We start from the raw sequence: 23,882 nt of genomic DNA, 5'->3' as shown, positions 1-23,882 counted from the left end.
GAGGACTGCGACCAGCCACGGCCCGGTGGGGTACGCCTAATAGGCACTGTGGGTTGGCAGTTGTCAGTCCTGGCAGGGGCCGCGCGAGACGTCTGGGCTGTATGCAGCGCCTGGGCCCGGAGCTGAGTGACGATCCTGGCCGAGGTGCCGTCGCGCTGCCCTCCGATACCCCTCCGATACCCCTTCGGTAGCAACGGCCCCAGCCGGGCCCACTGGCCGTTCGTCAGGTCCCCACGCCCCGCAGGGCCTGATCAAGCGCCGACGGCACCTCACTGCTCCCAGAGCACGTCAAGCCGCAGCCGTACGGCATGCAGCCCTTCGGCGTCGGCGATGACCAGCAGACCCTCGGGGGTGAGCGCGAGGGATGCGCAGCCCCGCAGCCAGGGCAGCACCCGCACCCTGCCGGAGAAGACGTGCCACAGATGCAGCTCGCCGTCGCTCCAGGCCACGGCGAGCACCGGACCGGCGGAGGTGTCCGCGGCGGCGAGCGCGGTGGTCCGGTACCGGCGCTGCTGCACCGGCACCGGCATCGGCTCGGCCGAGGTCTCCCACAGCCGCACCGAGCCGTCCGCCCCGGCACTGAAGGTGAGCGTCAGCCCGTCGCCCGTGTCGACGCAGGTGACGGCCGTGACCGGCTGCTCGTGCACACGGCAGGAGCGCGGGACGTCCTGGTACTCGCCCAGGGACCACACATGGACCGTGCCGCCCCGGTCGCCGACGACCGCGTACGGACTCCGGGTGCCGCCGCTGCCGAGTGCGGTGACCAGCGAACCCTCCTCGGCGAGCGCGGCCGCACCGTGGTACTCGGCGATGCGCTCGAGCGCGAACGCGGCGGTCGGGTCGTCCTCGGTCACGAGCGGCAGCAGCGCCTCGGACCGGTCGAGCAGCAGCGCCGACCGGGCGTCACGAGGGGCTATGGAGCGCGGTCGTACGGAGGCCGGGTGGACGATCGTCGACGCGATGCCGTCGGCCGCACTGCCGCCGACCGCGCCGAGTTCGGACGCACTCCCGCCGGACGCTCCGAGTGACGCGCCGCTCCCCACGTCGTACGTCCGCAGCCGCCCCGTCGGATCCGAGGCCAGCAGCTTTCGCTCCGCGCCGCCCGGCACCAGGGCCGGCGCGCTCAGGGGGACGTCCCGCCGGGCCCACACCGCGGACCACCAGTGCTGCCCGGCCAGCGGCCGCAGGTACTCCGTGAGGTCCGGGTCCGTGTCGACCGCCGCGGCGTGCAGCAGGGCGGCACGTTCGGCGCCGTCGGTGTGATACGCCGTCAGCTCCGGCGCGGCACGCCTCCACACCTCGCGCAGCCGTCCGGGCACGGGGATGCGCTGGTCGGCGAGGGCGGCCGAGAGCGCGGTGGCCGAGCCGTGCACCAGGAACCCGGGGTCGGCCAACAGGCCGCGAACGGCGGCTCCTTGGTCATCGGTGCGCAGCGCCGCGTCGAGGATGCGGCGGCGCACCGCGTCAGGCGCCCGGGACCAGTCGGGGCGACCGTCGGCCGTGCGCGGGACGGCGGCGACGAGCTCGGCGTACGAGTCCTGTCCGGTGCCGTGGCCGTCGCCTTCCCCCAGGTCCACTTCCTCCAGGTCCACGACCTCGACGCCCCCGTCCGCCGCCAGCAACCCCGACGTCCCGACCTCAACGGCCGCGCGCACATGGGGAATCGCCAGCAAGGGTTCCAGCAGCTCGGCGACCAGCGTCTCCGGTGCCGCCGACGGCAGATCGGCGGGGCCCGCCCCGGCCCGGTGCAGATCGGGTACGAGCAGCAGCAACGGCCGCTCGTCCGCGCCGACCTGGTCGATCAGACGGTCGGGGGAGAGGGGGCCGTAGCCGAGCTGACGCCCCAGCTCCCAGGCGAAGCTCTCGGTCGTCAGCCCCTCGGACGGCACGGTGGCATGGACGGTGAGCCCCGGCCGGCCGACGGTCCCGGCCAGGAGCCAGGCCAGCAGTGCGCTCTTGCCACTGCCCTCCGCGCCCCGCACCAGACACAGCCGCGGCCCGTCTCCGTCGGCGGCCCAGTCGAGCAGTTGCTGCCCCGGAGCCCGCCTGTCGTCGTCCAGTGGCGGCCAGGAAGCGATGTCCGGCGTGACGGTACCGACGGTCATGATGTGCTGCATCCCCTCTACTGCGGCTGCTGGGCCGCTGCCTCACGCAGTTGCCGGATGCCCTCGGCGCGGGACTCGGCGGTCTCCCCGTAGGGGAAGTTGTGTGTCAGTTGCGCCTCGGGAAAGACCTGCCCGAGCCACAGCGAGCAGTAGTGCCCCGGCATGAAGCAGGCCTCCAACTCGGTGTGGACCCGCAGCACTTGCTCCGGCTGCACGCCCGCGGCCCGCAGCCGGCCCCACAGCCGTTCCTCCGGGTGGACGCCGATGTCACCGGCCTGCGTGACGATCTGCTTCTCGCCCTGGTCGTTGACGATCTCGAAGGCGGTGAACCACTCCGCGCTCGCGGTGTCCCGGATGTCGTCGAGGACGAGGGGCCACCAGTGCTCCCGCCCCTCGAACGCCCCTGGGTCGAGGGTCCGCAGCCGCTGCTCCAACTCCGCGTACGCGGCGGCGGCCTCCTGCGGCACCTCGGTGCCGAGGATCACGGCGAGGGCCTGGTCGAGCGCGGCGAGCGACTGGGTGAAGGCCTCCGCAGTCGCGTTCACGAACCGCGACTCCTCGGTCCAGTCGAGGAGCACGGCGCGTACGACGCCCTGCTGATCGGCACAGATCTCGAACCCGCGGTCCGACCCGAACCGCGCCCACTCCCGGCACTCCTCCAGCACGACCGTACGGCCGACGGACTGGGCGAACTCCTGCAGCGGTACGGGGTCGGACCCGGCCGTCACGAAGTACGGGCCGACGGTCAGGGGGAAGGTGAGGTCTCCGATGCGCCGGATGTCGCTGTCATTCATCGCCATTACCTCGCCTCGGGTTCGGCGACATACTCCAGGATGTCGTGCCAGCGGGAATTGGTCACCGCAAGAGCGGCCGGGTCGATTTCCCGCATTTGCTCGGCGAGACGGGCCGCCGCGCTCTCCGGGTCGATATTGTCGAGTTCCGAATCGAAATCGTAGTTCGGGCGTTCCTTCTCCAGTAGATAGAGAAAGTGAGCGAAGGAAGGGAGATCCTTGTTCAGTGGATAGATCTCGGATTCGTCGCCCGGAAGGCAGTACACGACCCCTGAGACACCGTCCAGGGCGATGTCGTCATAGGGCACCATGCCCAGCAGGAGCCAGCCCTCGGCCCCTTCGGGCAGGTCCGTCCAGCGCTCGCGGAGGTCGGCGTAGGCGTCGCCGAGCGTTCTGGCCTGCTCCGGAGAGCCGTCCACGAGGTCGAACCAGGGATTCGGCCGGGCGGGAATGCCGACATTGCGAAGAAAGTCCGCACTCGGCTCGTGCCGGATGTTCGCCACCGCCGCTGCGGAAAAGGTGGTGAGCTCCTCCGGACCGAACTCGGATTCCAGGGTCTCCCGGTCGATGGGGGACGTCATCTCGTGACCTGCCTGCCTTGCGAATGATCGGAGTGCCCGATGCTAGCATGTGCCTATTTATGCCGGTTCGCCTTGAGGCGGTCCAGGTAATCCATCATTTCCGCGTTGCCCTGGGCTCTGGATTCCTTGGTGTTTCCGTAATCGATGCTGTGGGTGACATCGACGTGCGAAAGTCTCTCCTTCATCCATGCGCTGCAGTTCGGGGCGGACGAACAGGGAGCTCTTTCCGTGTACAGCTCGGTCATACGGCCACCGGCGCCGTCTCTCAGGACCGGGAACCCGATCATGCGCTCGGAGTGACGGAATCCAGAACTGCGCGCGACCATGACGAAGTCGCCGTCGTCCTGCTTGGCGCTGTTGAACCGGGCGGCGGCGTAGTTGTTGCTCTCGAACTTGTCCTGCCCGTTGACCTGTTTGTGGTTGCCGTAGCTCTTGTCCGAGTGCCGGGCCAGCTGGACGGCCTGGGACAGGGGTGTGCTCCCGAGCTCCACCTGTTCCGAGTTGCTGAGGGGACGCGGACGCTGCTTGCCGTGGAGCTTGAGGTTCGGCTCGCCCGGCAGTGGCCGGCCGGCGTTGTCGCCGTCGAGCGTGAGGCCGATGCGGTCCCGGTCCTCCTGGGTCAGCTTGTGGGTCCCGCCGTCCGCCCGCAGCCTCTTGAGCGTGCCGTCGTCGCCCATCAGGTACATGGGCGTCTTGCCGTCGTTGCCCTTCTGGAGCTGCTTCAGGGACAGGGCGGTCTCGTCGTCGTTGCCCTTGTGGCGCTTCGCCATCTGGCTCAGGCCGCTGGTCATGCTCTCGTCGAGGTGGGCCGCGGAGCGCTTGACGCCCTTTTCGATCCCGTCCACGACCTCGTCCACCATGGGGTCGAGGAGATTGGTGAGCGGATCCTTGCCCCGGGCGCGGCCGTGCGAGGACTTCGCGCGGGTCAGCTTGCTGCCGGCTCCGTCGCGGATCTTGCCGCCCGCGCTCTTGAGGCCGTTGCCCGCCCGGTCGTAGGACTCCAGGTCCATGCTGAACTGACCGCCGCCACCGCCGCCGCCACTGCTCGACCCGCCGTCCCCGCCCGCCCCGGCCAGTTGCATCGAACCGCCCGCGCCTCCGCCGGCGCTGGCCAGCTGCATGCCCCCACCCGACTTGAGGCTGTCGACGCCCTCGTCCAGGCCCTCCCGGCCCGCCTTCGCGGTCTGACCGAGGTCGACGCCGTGCTGCGTCCCCAGGGCGTTGCCGCCCAGTTGCAGGACCAGGTCGCCCGCCATCGCGCCGAGAGCCTGGAAGACCGGGCCCATGGCGACCTCCATGATCCGCCCCGCGATCTCCTCGCACACCTCCTCGAAGATGCGCTTCACCGCGATCCGGGTGACCTGCGTACCCGCGACACCGCCCAGGGTGGACAGGCCGAAGGTGAGCGGGGCCGCGGCGATGGCGGCCGCGATCTCCGCGGCGAGGATGCCGAGTTGGGCGATCGCGGCGATCTTCGCGCCCTCGATCAGTACGGCGACGGCGTCCAGCGCGGTCGCCGCCACCCGGCCCGCTTCGGAGAGATTGGTCAGATGCTTGCCCTTGACGACATCCCAGTGCTTCTCCAGCGCTTGGATCGCCAGACCCTCGTTCGTCCCGATCAGATCGGTGATCGCCCGGTGCGCGTCCGCGGCACCGTCCTCGATGTCGTCGGCCAACTCCCGCATGGCCTGGGCCATGTCGCGGTAGTCGTCCTCGTCGACGTTGGGCCAGCTGATGCCTATCAGGTCCAGGGCCGCATCCAGCTCGCTCGGCAGGACTACACCCACAAGGACCCCCGTTCGAAAGTTAGTTGGGGAAACGTAACTTTGAATGGTTCAAGGAGACAAGTTCACCCTGCATCACATGACTTGATCTGGGGCTCAGTTGGCGCAGACCTTTCCGAACGGAACCTGCGGGCTCGGAAATCCGTCGCACCCTGTACGGGTCGGTCGCTAACCTCCGCGTGAGCGCGGCGAGACGCGTCTGCGCGAGGGGAGCGGGGCCATGGAGACCGGACGCGTACGGACCGATCGACTGGGTGTGCTGCTGGACCAGTTCGACTGCGTCCGCGAGCGGGCGCAGGTGCGGCTGGAGGGCCTCGGTGACGAGGAGTACCTGTGGGAGCCGGTGCCCGACTGCTGGTCGATCCGGCGCCGGAGCGAGGCGGTGACGCCCAGGGCGTACGGCCCCGGCGAGTGGGTGATCGACAGGGGCGCCCCGGACATCCCCGCGGGCGAGTACGCCGAGGTCGCCCGGCAGGCCGCCGACGGCATGAGCGTCGCCAAGATCGCCGAGGACTGGAGCGTGAGCGTCGAACGGGTCGAGGAGGTCCTCGCTCACACCGGCCGGGTGGAGCCCGACATCTCGCCGGTCACGACCATCGCGTGGCGGCTGGGGCATCTGCACTCGTGCTTCGCGGGCGAGTGGGAGTGGACCTTCGGCGAACGCCGCACCGACCCCCACGAGTTGGTCGACTTCACGCCCTCCGCGGCCCTGGCCCAGGAGCGGTTCTGGTTCCTGCTCGACCGCTGGCGCGACGCCGTGGGCCGGGTCACCGAGGACCAACTCGACACGATCGGCTTCTCCCAGTACCCGTACGGCTCCGCCCCCGACGAGCCGTACATCTCCGTGCTGTGGGGGTCCAACCTGGAGCTCATCCATCACATGGCGGAGATCGCTCTGCTGCGGGACCTGTGGCAGGCGGCCCGGTCCACCCGGACGTCGCTGTAGCGGAGGGGAGCTGACGGCCTGGGGCTCGGCTGCGTGATGCCGTCGGCATGAGCGTCGCCACGATCGCCGCCGGGACACCCGACCGGGCGACGACCCGGACGCCTAACCGCGCGCCCGGGACCCAGCCGTGCGCCACCTCGCGGTACCGAAACCGACGCGCCTTCACGGAGAAACCCGCCCGGGGAAGTCCTGTGAACATCCCGTGATTGAGCCGTCGTTGAACCGCCCCATGCCATCCGCCCGACGGCGACCACCCCACGCCGACCGTCCCGCGGCACGGCCCGCCGAGCTCTGAGATTCCGCCGCCCGTCACCGTCAACGGCCCTGACGACGGCGAACCCCCAGCTCCGTGCGGTCCGGTCCGTCGGCGACGGGATGTACGAGATCCCCGGTGGTGACGGCGCCCCGGTCGGCCGGATCACCCGGCGCAGTTGGCGCATCCTGCCGTGGCCGGTGTTCGTCCTGATCTCCCCTCTGAAGAGGGAGCCCCCCGACGCCGCGAACGAGTACCGGACCGGGCGCACGTACGGTTTCGCCTCGCCCCGGCAGGACCAGCGGGCCGGCCTGCGCGCAGGCTGTGCCGCAGGTGCGGGACCGGATGTGAACATGCGCGTGCCGCGGGTCGGCGACAGCGAACATCCCCGGTACCTCGGAACTTGCTGCTCCGATAACCTGATCGCCGTTGACTGGATCACGACCACGGGGAGACACGGGGATGGCTGACTTCCAGATCGATGTCGATCGGATGAAGACCCTGATCAACAGGCTGGACCAGGTGGACGACCGCATGCGTGGCGCCCAGCAGCGGCTGAACAAGGTTGGCCCGAAGGGCCTTGGCACCGACGGCCTCGACAACGCCTGCGACGACTTCCAGGACGCCTGGGGCGACGGCATCAAGCGGATCGCCGACGCCTCCAAGACCCTGCACGAGGGTCTGCAGAAGACGGTCGAGATGTATCAGACGACCGACCAGGAATTGCAGAAGGGCTTCAGCCAGAAGTAGCCCGCACCACCGCTGAGACACCTCGCACACGCAAGACACCTCGCACACGCACACGCACACAACGGGGAGAAGAAGATGGGGATGTTCGACGAGCCCGGCTGGCCAGGACTGACGTTCAACCCGGCCAAGGGCGACCTGCACACGATCGAGTCGCTGGCGTACGACGTCAAGACGGTCGGCGACGAGCTCGACGAGATGCGCGAGATGCTCGTGAGCATCGGCAAGACCGACGGTGTGTGGGACGGCGAGGCCGCCAAGAAGTTCCAGGAGAAGGTCGGCGAACTGCCCAAGTACCTCCAGCAGGGGCACGAGTCGATGACGGCCTGCTCCCGGGCGCTGCGCGGCTGGCACGACGAGCTGGAGACCCTGCAGCGGCAGGCCAAGAACCTGGAGGACCGCGCGGTCGAGGCCCGCAAGCGGCTCGACCAGAAGAACGCCGACGTCGACCGGGTCAACGTCAAGATCGAGGGCGCCCAGTTCCAGCAGCTCACCGAGCAGCAGGCCAAGGCCCTCTCGGAGGAGGCCGACTCCGCCTCGCAGGCGGCCCAGGACGCCGCGACCGACCTCAAGCTCCTCATCCAGGACGCCGAGGCGCTGCGCAAGTACTGGGAGGAGCAGTCCGCGAAGGCCGAGAACGCCATTCGCGAGGCCGCGAACAACCGGCCGCCGGACATCAGTATCTGGGAGTCGATCGGCGACGGCCTGAAGGCGGCCTGGGACGGTTTCACGGACTTCCTCGCCGACCACGCCGACCTGTTCTCCAAGATCGGATCCGTGCTGTCCATCCTCTCCCTGGCGACCATGGCGATCCCGCCCGTGGGCGCGATCCTCGGCGGCCTCGCCATCGGCGCCAGCGCCCTCGCGCTCGCCGGCTACGGCGTCAAGACGGCCCGTGGCGAGAAGGTCGGGGTGATGGACTGGGTCGGCGCCGGGCTCGGTGTGCTGCCGGGTATCGGAGCCGTCAAGGGCATCACCGCGGGAGCGAAGGCGGCCAGGGCCGCGGCGACGGGCGAACGGCTCGCCGGTGTCTTCTCCCACGCCGACGAGATGGCGACCTCCGTCAACATGGCCCGAGGCATGGCCGACGGTCTCATGTACAAGGGGCTGGCGCGGGCCGGCAAGGCGATGGGCCTCGCCGACGAGGCCGTGGACGTCGGCAGCGGTCTGATGCGCGGCACCATGGGCGGCATCAAGGGTGTGGGCCTGGCCTTCGGCCTCATCTCGGGCGGTGGCGCCGACACCAAGGCGGCCGCCGCGCCGCCCAGCAACGCGTTCATGTCTGCGGCGGGAGCGGCGTAACCGATGAGCACCATGTTCCCCGGCGGCGGCTCGGCCGACTCCACGGTCGTCGCCACCCCGCGTCTGACGTTCCGGGTGCCGCCCGCCTTCTTCGAGTTCCCCGTCCACGAGACCGAGGAGCAGGTCGGCCAGGCGCTGATCGAGCTGGCCCAGGACGTCTACCCGCAGGGCACCCCCGAGCTCTGGTTCCAGTACGCGGCGACCCAACTGCCGGTGGTCGCCGAGATGATGGAGGCCGGAGTCAGTTATGCCGGCTTCTGTCTCCTCGACCTCGACGGGCGGCGCAGCACGGCGACGGTGACGGGTGCTCTGCTGGAGTCCGTGCCCGACGGCCGGAAGATGACGGCCGCGAGCGTCGCCGCGGAACTCGCGGGCCTCAGTGGCGAAGGGGCTCAGGTCGAGACGGTGTGGCTCACGGCGGGAGAGGCGGTGGTCCGGTTCACCGCGGACGTCACGACCCTCCCGGCCGAGGTCACCGACTCCGGTCGTCCCGAGGACGTGGAGGTCGGGAAGATCGCCGTCTTCCTGCCGCTGCGCCGGGAGGCGGAGATGGTCCTGTTCGAACTCAGCACTCCGTGCATGCAGGACTGGGACCTGTACTCCGACCTGTTATTCACCATCGTGAACACCATTGAGGTGCACGGCGAGAGCGCGGTCGAGGCGCCGGTCCCCGAGCAGCCGGCAGACGTTCCTCCCAGTGGTCCGGCAGACGCGACGAACGGCGTCCACGTGCCCGTGCAGGCGCAGTCCGTGCGAGACGTGTTCGGATGAGCGCGGCCGACGGCACCGTCCCGGCACAGGCCCTGGACCTGTTGCAGGTCAGGGCCGCGCAGCTGGCGACGGTGCCGGGCCTGCCCGAGGCGGCGCGCACGATCGGTGCCGAACGGGGCATCGACTACCTGGCCGATCCGGAGGTCGAGGCGATGCTCCAGCGCCACCGCCGGCTGCTGGGCGGGATGAACTCCCGCGGGCTGTGGGGCGGTCTGCTGTTCGTGCCCGGGGCGGTCGGGGCCTGGTTCCTGCTCGGCAGCACCGACTGGTCGACCTCCGACACGGCGGCCGACGTGGTCCTCTGCACCCCCGTGGCGCTGCTGCTCGCGCTCAGCGTGTACCTGCTGGCCCGGGCGTTCTGGTTCCGCCACGTCTGGCTGCGCGGCGGGACCCGCGACCAGGTCAACGGGTACCTTCAGATCTTGTCGGCGGCGGGGCTGCCGCATCACGGACTGCCTGCCTGGCTGAAGCCGGTCACCGGAAAGAGATGGCGATGACGACTGTATTTGGCGTGCACGCGCAGGCCGCCCAGGGCACCACGGCCCTCAACCTCCAGAGTGTCATCAAGGTGCGGGGCGCAGACCCGGTCTACGTCGCACGAGGGGTGTCGAGCGGCGGTACGCCCGACGGTCTCGCCACCGACTTCACCCTCTACGAGGACCAGGCGGGCCAGAAGCCGCTCTGTGTCGTGGCCCCACGGGGCCCGGCCGGCGCGCTGACCGTGACGGCGCCCGACGGCTCCGTACTCGCCGTGCTCCACCCGCCGACCGGCGGTGGCCGCCCTCGCTACGAGCTGGAACTTCCGGACGGCACCCGGCTGGTCGGCCGCCCCGGCACCGTGGCCGCGTGGGCCGTGTACGTCGTCCTCTCGCCCCTGACGCTGCTCTACAACGCGGCGAGCCTCATCGGCGGCTACGGCATCGACTGGCACCTGCCGTCGCGCACGGTCTGGCGAGCGGGCGGCGGCCTGGGCCCCGCGCCCCTGAAGTTCTACGGCATCACCGACAAGTACAAGGTCCGCCCCGCCCAGCTGGACCCGCGAGTGGCCTACGCCCAGGCGGTCCTCCACTTCTGGTCCACCTGACCGGACGCACCACGCGGTACCCGTACGGCGATGGCGGCACCCTCTCCGGGTGCCGCCATCGCCGTATCGCTGTCGCAGCCGTACGTCCGCCGTTCGACAGGTCTCCCCACAAAGACAAGGAGGGGCGGCCCGCACACACGGGCCGCCCCTCCACTCACGCAGACGGACTCAGCTCTCCGGCAGGTAACCCGTCTGGACGAGCTGCCCGCTGGAGCGGCGCGAGATGAACTGGCCACGGCCCTGCGGCTGCGGAGTGGCCTTGATGTTGTTGAACACCGGACCCTCCGACGGGTCACCGGACAGCACGATGCCCTGTGCGCCGAGCTCCTTGATCCGGGTGAGGACCGGCTCGAAGGAGGAGCGCGAGGCGCCGGAGGTGCTGCGGGCCAGGATGATGCGCAGACCCAGGTCCCGCGCGAACGGCAGGTACTCCAGGAGCACCGACATCGGGTTGCCCATCGACGTGGCGACGAGGTCGTAGTCGTCGATGAAGATGAACGCGTCGGGCTCGTTGTACCAGGAGCGGTTGCGCAGCTGGTCCGGCGTCACGTCCGGGCCCGGCATACGGCGGCTCATCGAGCCGGCCAGCGACTCCATGACCTCCTGGAGCTGCGGACCCGAGGCGCAGTACTTGTACATGTGGCTCTCGGGCACCTGGCCGAGCAGCGCGCGCCGGAAGTCCGAGACCACGAACAGCGCCTTGTTGGTCGCGTACCGCTCGGAGACCTGCTTGGCGATGAACCGCAGCAGCGAGGACTTGCCGGACTCGCTCTCGCCGTAGATGACGAACAGCGGGTCGGTCTCGAAGTCCACGAAGACCGGCGAGAGGGTGAGCTCGTCGACACCGACCGCGATACCGCGGCTGCCGAAGTCGCCGCCGCCGGGCAGCTCGGACGCGTGCAGCATCGTCGGCAGCATCCGCACCTTCGGTGCCGCCGGGCCCTGCCAGGCGTTGTTGACGCTCTGGACGAGGTTCGCCATGCCGTCGGCGAGGTCCTCCACCGCGGTCGCCCCGTCGATCCGGGGCGTGGCGGCGAGGTAGTCCAGCTTGTCCGGGGACAGACCGCGGCCGGGCTTGCCCATCGGCACGTTCTCGGCCCGCTTGCGGTCGAACTCCGACTCCATCGCGTCACCGAGCCGCAGTTCGAGCCGGCTCAGGATCTGGTCGCGCAGCGCCGGCCGCATCTCGGTGTACCGGGTCGCGGTGATGATCAGGTGGACACCGAAGCCGAGACCACGGGTGGCGATGTCCGCGATGACCGGGTCGAGCATCTCGTAGTCGTTCTTGAACGTCGCCCAACCGTCGATGATCAGGAAGACGTCGCCCCACTGCTGGTCGGGGTAGTGACCCTGCGCCCGGCGGTTTCGGAAGGTGCCCATGGAGTCGATGCTCTTGGAGCGGAAGAACTCCTCACGGGCGTTGAGGATGCCGTGCACCTCCGCGACCGTACGGCGGACCTTCTCCTGGTCCAGACGGGAGGCCGCGCCGCCCATGTGGGCCAGGTTCTCCAGCGCGAGCATGCCGCCGCCGCCGAAGTCGAGGGCGTAGAACTGCACTTCGGCCGGAGTGTGGGTGAGCGCGAACGACGTGATCATCGTGCGCACGAGCGTCGACTTGCCGGACTGCGGACCGCCCACGATCAGCGCGTGACCTGCGGACCCCGACAGGTCCGCGTACATCACGTCGCGGCGCTGCTCGAAGGGCTTGTCGACCAGGCCGACCGGGACGATCAGCTTGCTCTGGGCGTGGTAGCCCTCGGCGTGCAGGCCGCGCTCCGCGCTGATGTTGAGGGCCGGCAGCACCTGGTCGAGGCTGAACGGCTCGTCCAGCGGCGGCAGCCACACCTGGTGGGCGGGCGGACCCTGCCCGTCCAGGCGGCTGACGATGACGTCGAGGACGGTGTCGGCGAGCGCGTCGTCGACCTGGTTGCTCCGGGTCTCCGGCTCCGGCTCGGCGAGGATCCGCAACGGCACCGGAGCGGCGGTGAACAGCACGGGGGAGCGGTCGATCCGGCCGCCGCCCTGCGCCATCGGCCCGTTGGGCCGGTAGGTGCCCGACACGTACGCGGCCTTGAACTGCACCATCGTCTCGGTGTCGTACTTGAGGATGCCCGCACCGGGGACGTTCGGCAGGTGGTAGGCGTCGGGCACACCGATCGCCGTACGGGACTCGGCCGCGGAGAAGGTGCGCAGACCGATGCGGTACGACAGGAAGGTGTCCAGGCCGCGCAGCTTGCCCTCCTCGAGGCGCTGCGAGGCGAGCAGCATGTGCACACCCAGTGAACGGCCGATACGGCCGATCTGGATGAACATCTCGATGAAGTCGGGCTTGGCGGCGAGCAGTTCGCTGAACTCGTCGATGATCAGGACGAGCGAGGGCAGCGGGTCGAGCGCGGCACCGGCGGCGCGCGCCTTCTCGTAGTCGGTGATGTTGGCGTAGTTGCCGGCCTGCCGCAGGAGCTCCTGGCGACGGGTCAGCTCACCGGTGATGGAGTCACGCATCCGGTCCACGAGCGTGAGCTCGTCGGCCAGGTTGGTGATGACCGCGGAGACGTGCGGCATGTTGCCCATGCCGGTGAAGGTGGCACCACCCTTGAAGTCCGCGAGGACGAAGTTGAGCGTCTCGGACGAGTGCGTCACCGCGAGGCCGAGGACCAGGGTGCGCAGCAGCTCCGACTTGCCGGAACCGGTGGCGCCGACGCACAGTCCGTGCGGGCCCATGCCCTCCTGCGAGGCCTCCTTGAGGTCCAGCATGACCGGCTCACCGCTCTCGCCGAGACCGATCGGCACACGCAGCCGCTCGTGCAGCGTGCGCGGCCGCCAGGTGCGCGAGACATCCACGCTCGCCGCGTCGCCGATCTGCATCAGGTCGGTGAAGTCCAGGTTCGCCAGCAGCGGTTCGTCCGCATCGGCGGCACCGAGCCGCAGCGGCGCCAACTGACGGCCCAGCGACTCCGCCTGCGCCTGCGACAGCACGTCGGGGACACCGGTGAAGACACCCGTGCCCGCCTCCAGCTCCATGGCGTCGGGCCACACCCGCACCGACAGCGAGCCACGCACCTCGTCGAGTTCGCCGGGCACCACCTCGACGATGGTCACGCCCTGCAGGCCCTCCGCCGAGGCGAGGACCGAGTCGGCGGGGACACCGCCGCCGTCGAGTACGACGACCACGTGCGGCTGGTCGAGCACCGGCGAGCCGTCCCGACTCCAGCGGGGGCGGCCCTCCAGCTGGTGGGCGATCATCTCCTCCAGCTCGCCGAGGTCGTAGCAGAGCAGACGGCGGCTGCCGGCGCCGTCGGACTCCTTGTGCTGCATGTGCGGCAGCCACTTGGTCCACTCCCAGTCCACCGCCGCACCCGGCGAGGCCACGACCGCGATCACCACGTCCTCGGGCGAGTGCAGCGAGGCCAGTTGACCGACGACCGACCGGGTCTGGCCGTAGACCGTCTCCGCGTCCCCGGAGATCGTCACGTGGTAGAAGGAGCGCAGCCCGATGGCCAGCGGGAGTTCACCGAGCGTGCCGTAGCTCGCGATGAACTGCTGCATCGCGTGCGCGGTCAGCGGCTCCAGCTCGTCCACCGGGGCGGTGTCGGGCGCGACCAGCGGCGTCGCCAACTGCTGCGGGCCCAGGCCGATCCGGACCTGGACGAAGTCCGGGTCCATGGCACGCCGCTCCCACAGCCGCGACCCCTCGGCGACCAGCGCCCACAGCTGCTCCGGCGCCGGGTGCAGGTAGTACTGCGCGTCGCGCTGCTTGTGCACCGTGCGCCGTACCTCACGGCGCTTCTGCGCCAGGTACTTGAGGTAGTCGCGCCGCGCCTCGGCCATCTGACCGGACGGTCCCTTCCGGGCCCGCACGATCTGGGCGACCAGCATGGCGACCGTGGACACCATCATGAGTCCGCCCATGATCTTCATGAAGCCCTGGGCGCCGGGCATGAAGAAGAACGCCGCCGACGACCCCATGCCCAGCATGGGCAGCAGGTTCATCAGGAGGCTGTCGTCCTCAGTACGAGGGAGTTCGGGAGGGGACTCGAGCTTGACCTCCTCACTCGGCACCTCCGGCGGGAGTACCCGCGGCGGGCGCTTGACGATGACGACGCTCACCGATCCACCAGTCCTTCACGCAATCGCAATGTCGAACCGCCCCCGTCGTGACGGCCCCCGTATGTTCGTCAACTCATGGGGCTTTGCCAACACATGAGCCGGGCGTTGATCCTACTGTTCTGCGGGCCCCTTGAGCCGGGAGGGGATGGGGAGAAGCCGCAAGAGGACGGTAGGGTGACGCTCCAAACGAAGCGCGGAGCGGGAATCGCCCTGGCAAACCGCGACGAATCACCGAGTACTGGACTAGGGGGAACCGTCAGGTGAGTACGGTTTCAGCAACCGGATTCTGCCGGGTCACGGTGGCGGCACCGAACAGCCGGATCGATGTGGCACTTCCCGAGGACGTGCCGCTCTCTGACGTATACCCGGAGATCCTGCGGCTGTCGGGACAGACACCCGAAGAGGCCGCGCCCACCGGGTACAACCTCGTACGCAGGGACGGATCCGTCCTCGACGACGGCCGCTCGCTCTCCGAACAGCAGATACGCGATGGCGAATTGCTGCTCCTGCGGCCGTTCGCGGACTCTCTGCCGCCCGCCGTCTTCGACGACGTCGTCGACGCCGTGGCCGCCGTCGTCGAGGCCGACCGGCGCAGCTGGAACGACGGCATGATGCGCGTCGTCGGCCTGACCGCCGGCGCGCTGCTGCTGACGATGATGGCGCTGGCCCTGTGGTTCTCGGAGCCGCTGCGCCACGACATGCACGGACTGCCGGGCGTCATCGCCGGAGTCACCGGTGTCGTCCTCGTCGCGCTCGCCTCCGTCCGCGCGCGGGTCTACGACGACCACCACGCGGCCGTGGCCCTCGGCCTCGCCTCGCTGCCGCACCTGATGGTCGGCGGCTCCGGCATCATGGCCCTCGACGCGGGCGAGGGCCCCGGACGGCTGAACCTCCTCGTCGGCTTCGCCGTCGTCCTCGTCGCCGCGGTGCTGCTCGTCCTGATGCTGCCCCAGAAGGACGCGCCCTTCATCGCCGCCGCGTTCGGCGCCGGTGTCGGCGTCCTCGCCACCTTCGCCGCGATCGTCTCCGAGGCCGAGCCGCGCGAGACCGCCGCCGTCACCGCCGTGGTCATGGTCGCCGTCATAGGCTTCCTGCCCGGCTGGTCCGCCCGCTTCTCCCGGCTGCCCATCGGCTTCCGCTCGCCCGACCAGATCGCCAAGCGCGGGCGCGCCGAGGAGCAGCAGGAGCAGGAGCCCGTCGACTACCAGCTCATCACCGACCAGGCCCGCCGCGGCCACGAGCTGCTGCTCGGCCTCGTCGGCGGCTCCGCGGTCACCGGCGTCGCCTCCGCCGGTGTGGTGCTCGGCTTCTCCAGCAGCGGCTGGGCCCAGCTGCTCTCGCTGGCGGCCGGCCTCGCCATGCTGATGCGGGCCCGGCTCTTCCTGTACACGTCTCAGGTCGTGACGCTGATGATCTCGGGCATCATCACCGTCAGCCTGCTGGTCCTCGGCCTCGCCCTGAACCCGCCGGCCGACATCATCAAGGAGCTCGTCTACGACCACAACAGCGCTCCGCTGGACATCCGCACCGTCTGGCTGTCGGCCGCGGTGGCCCTGGGTGCCACGCTCCTGGTGGCCATCGCCCTGATCGTGCCGCGCAAGGGCGTGACCCCCTTCTGGGGCCGGATGCTCGACCTGAGCGAGGGCGCGGTGCTCCTCTCCCTCGTCCCGCTGTGCCTCGCGGTCCTCGACCTGTACGCGTCGGCCCGCGGCATGACCAGCTGACGCCCCGCACACCTCACGGCGGCTGTCACCCACACGGGTGGCAGCCGCCGTGGCATGTGTACGACGCGGGCGTGGGCCGGGGCACTGCCGCCGGGCTGATACGCTGGCTGACGGCCGTTTGTGTACGCACCCCCGGAGCTCACCGCTCTGGAGGCCGCGCCCAGCGGATCCCCGCCTCCCGAGTTACGGAAGCTCCCCTGAGAAGTGGACCAGGGGCACTCGGTGGCTACCCAAGAGACTACGAGGAGTACGCGTGTCGCTCGACGCCGCTACGAAGAAGCAGATCATCACCGAGTTCGGTACCAAGGAGGGCGACACCGGCTCCCCCGAGGTCCAGGTCGCGATGCTCTCGCGCCGTATCTCGGACCTGACCGAGCACCTCAAGACCCACAAGCACGACCACCACTCCCGTCGTGGTCTGCTGATCCTCGTCGGTCAGCGCCGCCGCCTTCTCCAGTACCTGGCGAAGAAGGACATCCAGCGCTTCCGTGCGCTGGTCGACCGCCTCGGCATCCGCCGCGGTGCGGCGGGCGCCAAGTAGGACGCCGTGAAGGGAGCGGTTCCCGAAACGATCGGGGACCGCTCCCTTTGCCGTACGTGCTCAACGTACGCGCGGAAACGTGCGCAGTGTCACACCCACTTTGTAGTGTGGTAGCACAACGCAGTACCACGAGGAGAAGTGCACCTCGCCGCCGCCGGTCCTCGGTAGTGGCCCCCGGGCCTTGCGAACCCGGGTGCTTCGATCGAAGACCGGCCCGCACCAGACGGAGCGCTTCTCCGCTCACGTCCCCCCGCCACACGGGCGGATCGGGACAAAAGACGCAACGCAGACGAAAAGTAACGGAGAAAACGCTAGTGGAGAACGAGACCCACTACGCCGAGGCCGTCATCGACAACGGCTCCTTCGGCACCCGCACCATCCGCTTCGAGACGGGCCGCCTGGCCAAGCAGGCCGCCGGCTCCGCCGTGGCGTACCTGGACGACGACACCATGGTGCTGTCGGCCACCACCGCCTCCAAGAACCCCAAGGACCAGCTCGACTTCTTCCCCCTGACGGTGGACGTCGAGGAGCGGATGTACGCCGCCGGCAAGATCCCCGGCAGCTTCTTCCGCCGTGAGGGCCGCCCCTCCGAGGACGCCATCCTCACCTGCCGCCTGATCGACCGCCCGCTGCGCCCGTCCTTCAAGAAGGGCCTGCGCAACGAGATCCAGGTCGTCGCCACGATCATGGCGCTCAACCCCGACCACCTGTACGACGTCGTGGCGATCAACGCCGCCTCCGCGTCCACGCAGCTGGCCGGCCTGCCCTTCTCCGGCCCGATCGGCGGCGTCCGCGTCGCGCTGATCAACGGCCAGTGGGTGGCCTTCCCGACGCACTCCGAGCTCGAGGACGCGGTCTTCGACATGGTCGTCGCGGGCCGCACCCTGGAGGACGGCGACGTCGCGATCATGATGGTCGAGGCCGAGGCCACCGAGAAGACCATCCAGCTGGTCAAGGGCGGCGCCGAGGCGCCGACCGAGGAGGTCGTCGCCGCCGGTCTGGATGCCGCGAAACCCTTCATCAAGGTGCTCTGCAAGGCCCAGGCCGACCTCGCGTCGAAGGCTGCCAAGCCCACCGGCGAGTTCCCGATCTTCCTCGACTACCAGGACGACATCCTGGAGGCGCTGTCCGCCGCCGTCCGCCCGGAGCTCGCCTCCGCGCTGACCATCGCGGGCAAGCAGGAGCGCGAGACCGAGCTGGACCGCGTCAAGGCGCTCGCCGCCGAGAAGCTCCTGCCGGAGTTCGAGGGCCGCGAGAAGGAGATCTCCGCCGCGTACCGCTCCCTGACCAAGCAGCTCGTCCGTGAGCGCGTGATCAAGGAGAAGAAGCGCATCGACGGCCGTGGCGTGACGGACATCCGTACGCTCGCCGCCGAGGTCGAGGCCATCCCGCGTGTGCACGGCTCCGCGGTGTTCGAGCGTGGCGAGACCCAGATCCTGGGCGTCACCACCCTCAACATGCTCCGCATGGAGCAGCAGCTGGACACCCTCTCCCCGGTGACCCGCAAGCGCTACATGCACAACTACAACTTCCCGCCGTACTCCACCGGCGAGACCGGCCGCGTCGGCTCCCCGAAGCGTCGCGAGATCGGCCACGGCGCCCTCGCCGAGCGCGCCCTGGTCCCGGTCCTGCCGACCCGCGAGGAGTTCCCCTACGCGATCCGCCAGGTCTCCGAGGCCCTGAGCTCCAACGGCTCGACGTCCATGGGCTCGGTCTGCGCCTCCACCATGTCGCTGCTGAACGCCGGTGTGCCGCTGAAGGCCCCCGTCGCCGGTATCGCCATGGGCCTGATCTCCCAGGACATCGAGGGCGAGACGCACTACGTCACCCTCACCGACATCCTCGGTGCGGAGGACGCCTTCGGTGACATGGACTTCAAGGTCGCCGGCACCAAGGAGTTCGTCACCGCCCTCCAGCTCGACACCAAGCTGGACGGCATCCCCGCCTCCGTCCTGGCCGCCGCTCTCAAGCAGGCCCGTGACGCCCGCCTCCACATCCTCGACGTGATGATGGAAGCGATCGACACGCCGGACGAGATGTCCCCCAACGCCCCGCGGATCATCACCGTCAAGATCCCCGTGGACAAGATCGGCGAGGTCATCGGCCCCAAGGGCAAGATGATCAACCAGATCCAGGAGGACACCGGCGCCGACATCACGATCGAGGACGACGGCACCATCTACATCGGTGCGGTCGACGGTCCCTCCGCCGAGGCGGCCCGCACCACGATCAACAGCATCGCCAACCCGACGATGCCGGAGGTCGGCGAGCGCTACCTGGGCACGGTCGTCAAGACGACCACCTTCGGCGCGTTCGTGTCGCTGCTCCCGGGCAAGGACGGACTGCTGCACATCTCGCAGATCCGCAAGCTCGCCGGCGGCAAGCGCGTGGAGAACGTCGAGGACGTGCTCGCTGTGGGCTCCAAGGTCCAGGTCGAGATCGCCGAGATCGACTCCCGTGGCAAGCTCTCCCTGATCCCCGTGATCGAGGGCGAAGGCGACGATGAGAAGAAGGACGACACCGACCAGTGACGTCGAGTAGCTCCACGGCGACGGCCCGCACCTCCTCGGAGGCGCGGGCCGTCGCCCGTACCCAAACCCTGATCAAGGGCGAGAACGGCATCGGCACCGTCCGCAAGACCACCCTCCCCGGTGGCCTGCGCATCGTCACCGAGACCCTTCCCTCGGTCCGCTCCGCGACCTTCGGCATCTGGGCGCACGTCGGCTCCCGCGACGAGACACCGTCTCTGAACGGCGCCACGCACTACCTGGAGCACCTCCTCTTCAAGGGGACCACTCGTCGTAGCGCGCTGGACATCTCCTCCGCCCTCGACGCGGTCGGCGGCGAGATGAACGCCTTCACGGCGAAGGAGTACACGTGCTACTACGCGCGCGTGCTCGACGCCGACCTGCCGCTGGCCATAGACGTCGTCTGCGACATGCTGACGGGCTCGCTCATCCTCGAAGAGGACGTCAACGTCGAGCGCGGCGCGATCCTCGAAGAGATCGCCATGACCGAGGACGACCCCGGCGACTGCGTGCACGACCTGTTCGCGCACACCATGTTCGGCGACAACCCCCTCGGCCGTCCGGTCCTCGGCACGGTGGACACCGTCAACGCCCTCACCGCCGACCGCATCCGCCGCTTCTACAAGAAGCACTACGACCCGACCCATCTCGTCGTCGCGGCCGCCGGCAACGTCGACCACAACAAGGTCGTACGACAGGTCCGGGCCGCCTTCGAGAAGGCCGGCGCCCTGAAGAGCCCCGACGCCACGCCCATCGCCCCGCGCGACGGCAGGCGCGCCCTGCGCACCGCGGGCCGCGTCGAGCTCATCGGCCGCAAGACCGAGCAGGCCCACGTCGTCCTCGGCATGCCCGGCCTGCCCCGCACGGACGAGCGCCGCTGGGCCCTCGGCGTGCTCAACACCGCCCTCGGCGGCGGCATGTCCTCGCGCCTCTTCCAGGAGGTCAGGGAGAAGCGCGGACTGGCGTACAGCGTCTACTCGTACACCTCCGGCTTCGCCGACTGCGGCCTGTTCGGCGTGTACGCCGGCTGCCGGCCCTCGCAGGTCCACGACGTGCTGAAGATCTGCCGCGACGAACTCGACCAGGTCGCCGAACACGGCCTCTCGGACGACGAGATCGGCCGCGCCATCGGCCAGCTGAGGGGCTCCACGGTCCTGGGCCTGGAGGACACCGGGGCGCTGATGAACCGCATCGGCAAGAGCGAGCTGTGCTGGGGCGAGCAGATGTCCGTCGACGACATGCTGGCCCGGATAGCGTCGGTCACCCCGGACGACGTGCGTGCGGTCGCCCGCGAGATCCTGGGACAGCGTCCGTCGCTGTCGGTCATCGGCCCGCTGAAGGACAAGCAGGCGGCCCGACTGCACGAGGCCGTCGCCTAATCCACCCCGGTTGCATCGGTTAAGGAAACAAGAAGATGAGCAAGCTGCGCGTGGCGGTCCTCGGAGCCAAGGGCCGGATCGGCGCCGAGGCGGTCAAGGCCGTCGAGGCCGCCGAGGACATGGAGCTGGTGGCTGCCCTCGGCCGGGGCGACACACTGCAGACCCTGGCCGAGACCGGCGCGCAGGTTGCCGTCGAACTGACCACGCCGGCCTCGGTGATGGACAACCTCGAGTACTGCGTCGGCCACGGCATCCACGCCGTCGTCGGTACGACGGGCTGGACCGACGAGCGCCTCGCGCGGCTGAAGGGCTGGCTGGACGCCTCCCCGCAGACGGGCGTCCTCATCGCGCCCAACTTCTCCATCGGGGCCGTCCTGACGATGAAGTTCGCGCAGATCGCCGCGCCCTACTTCGAGTCCGTCGAGGTCGTCGAGCTCCACCACCCCAGGAAGGTCGACGCCCCGTCCGGCACCGCCACGCGCACGGCCCAGCTCATCGCCGAGGCCCGGCGCGCGGCGGGCACGGCCCCGGCGCCGGACGCCACGGAGACGGCCCTGGACGGGGCGCGCGGGGCGGACGTCGACGGGATCCCCGTCCACGCCGTCCGCCTGCGCGGTCTGCTCGCCCACCAGGAGGTCCTGCTCGGCGGGGAGGGCGAGACCCTGACGGTCCGCCACGACTCCCTGCACCACAGCAGCTTCATGCCGGGCATCCTGCTCGGCGCCCGCCGAGTGGTCACGACCCCGGGCCTGACCTTCGGCCTGGAGAACTTCCTGGACCTGGGCTGATGCGCGCCAAGCTGTCCTACGCCATCACGGCCGCCGTCCTGGTCTTCTACTTCGTCCTGGTCGGCAGCCGCGGCGTCATGCTGATCCAGTCCGGCACCCTCATCACCGTCACCTTCGGCGTCGCGGTGCTGATCCTTCCGGTGATCGGCGTCTGGTTCCTGTGGAAGAACACCCAGTTCGTCCGGAGGGCCAACGCTCTCGCCGCGGAACTCGACGCCGAGGGCGGCCTGCCCGTCGACGAGCTCCAGCGCACGCCCGGCGGCCGGATCGACCGTGACTCGGCCGACGAGGTCTTCGCCCAGCGCAAGGCCGAGACGGAGGCGGCTCCCGACGACTGGCGCAGCTGGTTCCGCCTCGCCGTCGCCTACCACGACGCCCGCGACACGCCCCGGGCACGCAAGGCGATGCAGCGCGCGATCGCCCTGCACGACGGCAGGCCCGTCCAGCAGCTCTGAAGCCCCGGCATGGCGAAGGGGCCGGTCCTGGTGCGGACCGGCCCCTTCGCCATGCCTCCCTGTCGGGCTCAGGCCCGCCCGTACTCCGCGGCCCAGGCCTCCACCGCGTCCGCGGCCCGCTCGAATGCCTGGCCACGCGCGAGGAAGTCCGCATTGTGCGTGGTCAGCAGCGGCGACACGTCCTGCGGTGCCTGGCCCTGCCGTACGAGGGTCAGGGCTTGCCCCTGGACCGTGCGCGGCAGTCCGAGCCAGCGCACCGGCTGCTGTGCCGTCCGCACGGCGACGACCCGCTCCCAGGGCACCGTACGAGTGAAGAGGAAACCGACCCGGCGCACCCCGCGAGCGCTGACCCACACGCCCATGCGCAGCAGCCGCAGTGCGCCGACGATGACGAGGACCGCGATGCCGAACACCACACCGGCCTCGGACGGAGAGTCCGTCAGCGCGATGATCACCGCCGCGAACAGCACGTACGAGGCGAGCAACAGCAGGACCGCGGCCACGCCCACCCGCCACGGACCGGGCCGGTAGGGCCGGCGCCAGTGGTCACGGTTGTCGAACGGCAGCGCGATGTCGTCCGTCGTCTCGAATGCGCGGTCGGCCGTCAGGAAGGGCAGGGGCACGGCGGGTCCTCACTCGATCCATGCGGTGGGCTGTGCCCGGTGAGGCTATCCGCCGGTAACCCTGTCGGCCACCTCAGGGGGTCCATGGGGGTACGTCCCACGCCATTCGGGCAGTGGGGGAGAGTCAGCGCCCCTGGGAGGCCTGCGACTGCTGGTTCTGCACGGGCGCCTGATCCTGTGACAGCGCCGGCATCCCGAGGACCAGGGATCCCACGAGTCCGGCGACGATGGTGAGTCCCGTCAACCAGCGTCCCGCGATCTCACCGGCGGACGCCCGCCGGCGGGGTGGAGGGGTGACATTGCTGCGGAACCTGTCGGCTTCGGCGAGAAAGGCGAACGGTACGGGCTCGCGCCGACGCAACAGCATGGGGGTACTTCTCCCTTCGGGGATCGAACGAATCGCTGCTGTCTGTACAGACGAGCGGTTGCCGCAAAAGGTGCCCGGTTTCGCCGACTTAACTCGGTCACGACAGTGAAAGTCCCGTTTGGCGGGTCGTAGAGTGGCGTCGCCATACGACGAGCTGGGAAGGACCCCCCGAACCGTGAGCCCCACCCCCGACGACGATTTCAAGATCGAGCTGCGCGACGACGTCACTGTCGAACTGGTCAAGCACAGCGCGGCCGACTCCGACGTGCTGTTCGCCGCCAGGGTGTCGACCGTCGGAGAGCAGTCCCTGGAAGAGCTGAGCAAGGACCCGGAGCGTTCCAAGGGCCTGATCAACTACCTCATGCGGGACCGGCACGGCAGCCCGTTCGAGCACAACTCCATGACCTTCTTCATCAACGCCCCGATCCTCGTCTTCCGCGAGTTCATGCGGCACCGCGTGGGCTGGTCGTACAACGAGGAGTCCGGCCGCTACCGGGAGCTCCAGCCCGTCTTCTACGTCCCCGGCCCCGACCGCAAGCTCGTCCAGCAGGGCCGCCCGGGCAAGTACGTCTTCGTCGAGGGCACCCCCGAGCAGCACGAGTCCGTCGGCAGCGCCATGGAGGAGTCGTACCGCCAGGCGTACCGGGCCTACCAGGAGATGCTCGCGCAGGGCGTCGCCCGCGAGGTAGCCCGCTCGGTCCTCCCCGTCGGTCTGTTCTCCTCGATGTACGCCACCTGCAACGCCCGCTCGCTCATGCACTTCCTCGGTCTGCGCACCCAGCACGAGCAGGCGAAGGTGCCGTCCTTCCCGCAGCGGGAGATCGAGATGGTCGGCGAGAAGATGGAGGCGGAGTGGGCGAAGCTCATGCCGCTCACCTACGCCGCCTTCAATGCGAACGGCCGTGTGGCGCCGTAACGGACGCCCGTTTCCCCGCTGAGCACAGATGTACGGGCCCTTCCGGCGAAGTGTCCGTATTGCGGCATTTAGAGAAGTTCACTTAGCCTG

At 69.7% G+C, this 23,882-nt stretch carries 21 protein-coding genes; 14 read left to right on the top strand and 7 right to left on the bottom strand.

All coding sequences use genetic code 11. The features are described from left to right. Positions 1-269: 269 nt before the first annotated feature. The 4 genes from OG841_RS13660 to OG841_RS13645 are packed head-to-tail and all read right to left on the bottom strand — an operon-like array spanning position 270 to position 5,264. Positions 270-2,105, bottom strand: coding sequence for a hypothetical protein (locus OG841_RS13660; protein WP_371565398.1), 1,836 nt, complete (start codon positions 2,103-2,105; stop codon positions 270-272). Between the two features lie 17 nt (positions 2,106-2,122). Next, positions 2,123-2,899 (bottom strand): nucleic acid/nucleotide deaminase domain-containing protein, encoded by a 777-nt coding sequence (locus OG841_RS13655; RefSeq protein WP_328641230.1) that lies wholly within the window; start codon positions 2,897-2,899, stop codon positions 2,123-2,125. Positions 2,900-2,904: 5 nt separating this feature from the next. After that, positions 2,905-3,477 carry an SUKH-4 family immunity protein gene (locus OG841_RS13650; protein ID WP_371565396.1) on the bottom strand — a complete coding sequence of 191 codons (573 nt, stop codon included), beginning with the start codon at positions 3,475-3,477 and terminating at the stop codon, positions 2,905-2,907. A 53-nt stretch (positions 3,478-3,530) separates the two neighbouring features. Then, positions 3,531-5,264, bottom strand: coding sequence for a nucleic acid/nucleotide deaminase domain-containing protein (locus OG841_RS13645; RefSeq protein ID WP_328641232.1), 1,734 nt, complete (start codon positions 5,262-5,264; stop codon positions 3,531-3,533). A 217-nt stretch (positions 5,265-5,481) separates the two neighbouring features. On the opposite strand from OG841_RS13645, the gene OG841_RS13640 reads away from it, so the two are divergent. The 7 genes from OG841_RS13640 to OG841_RS13610 all read left to right on the top strand — a co-directional run bounded on the left by OG841_RS13640 (position 5,482) and on the right by OG841_RS13610 (position 10,364). Continuing rightward, positions 5,482-6,207, top strand: coding sequence for a DinB family protein (locus OG841_RS13640; RefSeq protein ID WP_365122093.1), 726 nt, complete (start codon positions 5,482-5,484; stop codon positions 6,205-6,207). 375 nt (positions 6,208-6,582) lie between these two features. Next, positions 6,583-6,930, top strand: coding sequence for a hypothetical protein (locus OG841_RS13635; protein WP_328641234.1), 348 nt, complete (start codon positions 6,583-6,585; stop codon positions 6,928-6,930). Continuing rightward, positions 6,923-7,210, top strand: coding sequence for a type VII secretion target (locus tag OG841_RS13630; protein WP_007385088.1), 288 nt, complete (start codon positions 6,923-6,925; stop codon positions 7,208-7,210). The genes OG841_RS13635 and OG841_RS13630 overlap by 8 nt, the downstream gene beginning before the upstream one ends. Before the next feature lie 75 nt (positions 7,211-7,285). After that, positions 7,286-8,509: a putative T7SS-secreted protein gene (locus tag OG841_RS13625; RefSeq protein WP_328641235.1), complete on the top strand. Its 1,224-nt coding sequence runs from the start codon at positions 7,286-7,288 to the stop codon at positions 8,507-8,509. Positions 8,510-8,512: 3 nt separating this feature from the next. Then, positions 8,513-9,280: a hypothetical protein gene (locus OG841_RS13620; protein ID WP_371565393.1), complete on the top strand. Its 768-nt coding sequence runs from the start codon at positions 8,513-8,515 to the stop codon at positions 9,278-9,280. Next, on the top strand, positions 9,277-9,777 hold the full coding sequence (locus OG841_RS13615) for a hypothetical protein (RefSeq protein ID WP_328641237.1): 501 nt from the start codon (positions 9,277-9,279) through the stop codon (positions 9,775-9,777). The genes OG841_RS13620 and OG841_RS13615 overlap by 4 nt, the downstream gene beginning before the upstream one ends. Then, the gene (locus OG841_RS13610; RefSeq protein ID WP_328641238.1) at positions 9,774-10,364 is read left to right on the top strand and encodes a hypothetical protein; all 591 of its coding nucleotides are present in this window, start codon (positions 9,774-9,776) and stop codon (positions 10,362-10,364) included. The genes OG841_RS13615 and OG841_RS13610 overlap by 4 nt, the downstream gene beginning before the upstream one ends. Before the next feature lie 168 nt (positions 10,365-10,532). Here OG841_RS13610 and eccCa read toward each other — a convergent pair whose 3' ends face one another. Then, positions 10,533-14,471: a type VII secretion protein EccCa gene (gene eccCa / locus OG841_RS13605; protein ID WP_328641239.1), complete on the bottom strand. Its 3,939-nt coding sequence runs from the start codon at positions 14,469-14,471 to the stop codon at positions 10,533-10,535. A gap of 260 nt (positions 14,472-14,731) precedes the next feature. Here eccCa and eccD point away from each other — a divergent pair, with 260 nt between their 5' ends. The 6 genes from eccD (at position 14,732) to OG841_RS13575 (ending at position 21,886) form a co-directional block, all read left to right on the top strand. Next, positions 14,732-16,195 (top strand): type VII secretion integral membrane protein EccD, encoded by a 1,464-nt coding sequence (eccD, locus tag OG841_RS13600; RefSeq protein WP_328641240.1) that lies wholly within the window; start codon positions 14,732-14,734, stop codon positions 16,193-16,195. A gap of 253 nt (positions 16,196-16,448) precedes the next feature. Next, positions 16,449-16,736, top strand: coding sequence for a 30S ribosomal protein S15 (rpsO, locus tag OG841_RS13595; RefSeq protein ID WP_005479656.1), 288 nt, complete (start codon positions 16,449-16,451; stop codon positions 16,734-16,736). A 314-nt stretch (positions 16,737-17,050) separates the two neighbouring features. Continuing rightward, positions 17,051-19,267, top strand: coding sequence for a polyribonucleotide nucleotidyltransferase (locus OG841_RS13590; protein ID WP_328641241.1), 2,217 nt, complete (start codon positions 17,051-17,053; stop codon positions 19,265-19,267). Further along, positions 19,264-20,643, top strand: coding sequence for a M16 family metallopeptidase (locus tag OG841_RS13585; RefSeq protein ID WP_266558820.1), 1,380 nt, complete (start codon positions 19,264-19,266; stop codon positions 20,641-20,643). The genes OG841_RS13590 and OG841_RS13585 overlap by 4 nt, the downstream gene beginning before the upstream one ends. Positions 20,644-20,678: 35 nt before the next feature. Further along, on the top strand, positions 20,679-21,431 hold the full coding sequence (gene dapB / locus OG841_RS13580) for a 4-hydroxy-tetrahydrodipicolinate reductase (protein WP_328641242.1): 753 nt from the start codon (positions 20,679-20,681) through the stop codon (positions 21,429-21,431). Further along, the gene (locus tag OG841_RS13575) at positions 21,431-21,886 is read left to right on the top strand and encodes a hypothetical protein (protein ID WP_328641243.1); all 456 of its coding nucleotides are present in this window, start codon (positions 21,431-21,433) and stop codon (positions 21,884-21,886) included. The genes dapB and OG841_RS13575 overlap by 1 nt, the downstream gene beginning before the upstream one ends. Before the next feature lie 68 nt (positions 21,887-21,954). On the opposite strand, the gene OG841_RS13570 is transcribed toward OG841_RS13575, so the two are convergent. Both OG841_RS13570 and OG841_RS13565 read right to left on the bottom strand, forming a co-directional pair. After that, positions 21,955-22,509 (bottom strand): phage holin family protein, encoded by a 555-nt coding sequence (locus tag OG841_RS13570; protein ID WP_328641244.1) that lies wholly within the window; start codon positions 22,507-22,509, stop codon positions 21,955-21,957. Between the two features lie 124 nt (positions 22,510-22,633). Next, positions 22,634-22,873 (bottom strand): hypothetical protein, encoded by a 240-nt coding sequence (locus tag OG841_RS13565; RefSeq protein WP_328643673.1) that lies wholly within the window; start codon positions 22,871-22,873, stop codon positions 22,634-22,636. Positions 22,874-23,051: 178 nt separating this feature from the next. Between OG841_RS13565 and thyX the strand changes: the two genes are divergently transcribed. Beyond that, the gene (gene thyX / locus OG841_RS13560; RefSeq protein ID WP_266558812.1) at positions 23,052-23,792 is read left to right on the top strand and encodes an FAD-dependent thymidylate synthase; all 741 of its coding nucleotides are present in this window, start codon (positions 23,052-23,054) and stop codon (positions 23,790-23,792) included. Positions 23,793-23,882: the final 90 nt, after the last annotated feature.

The organism is Streptomyces canus (genome assembly GCF_041435015.1).
GTDB classification, from domain to species: Bacteria; Actinomycetota; Actinomycetes; order Streptomycetales; family Streptomycetaceae; genus Streptomyces; species Streptomyces canus_G.
Note: the sequence above shows the minus strand (reverse complement) of the source record. Positions and strands in the feature narration are given on the sequence as shown.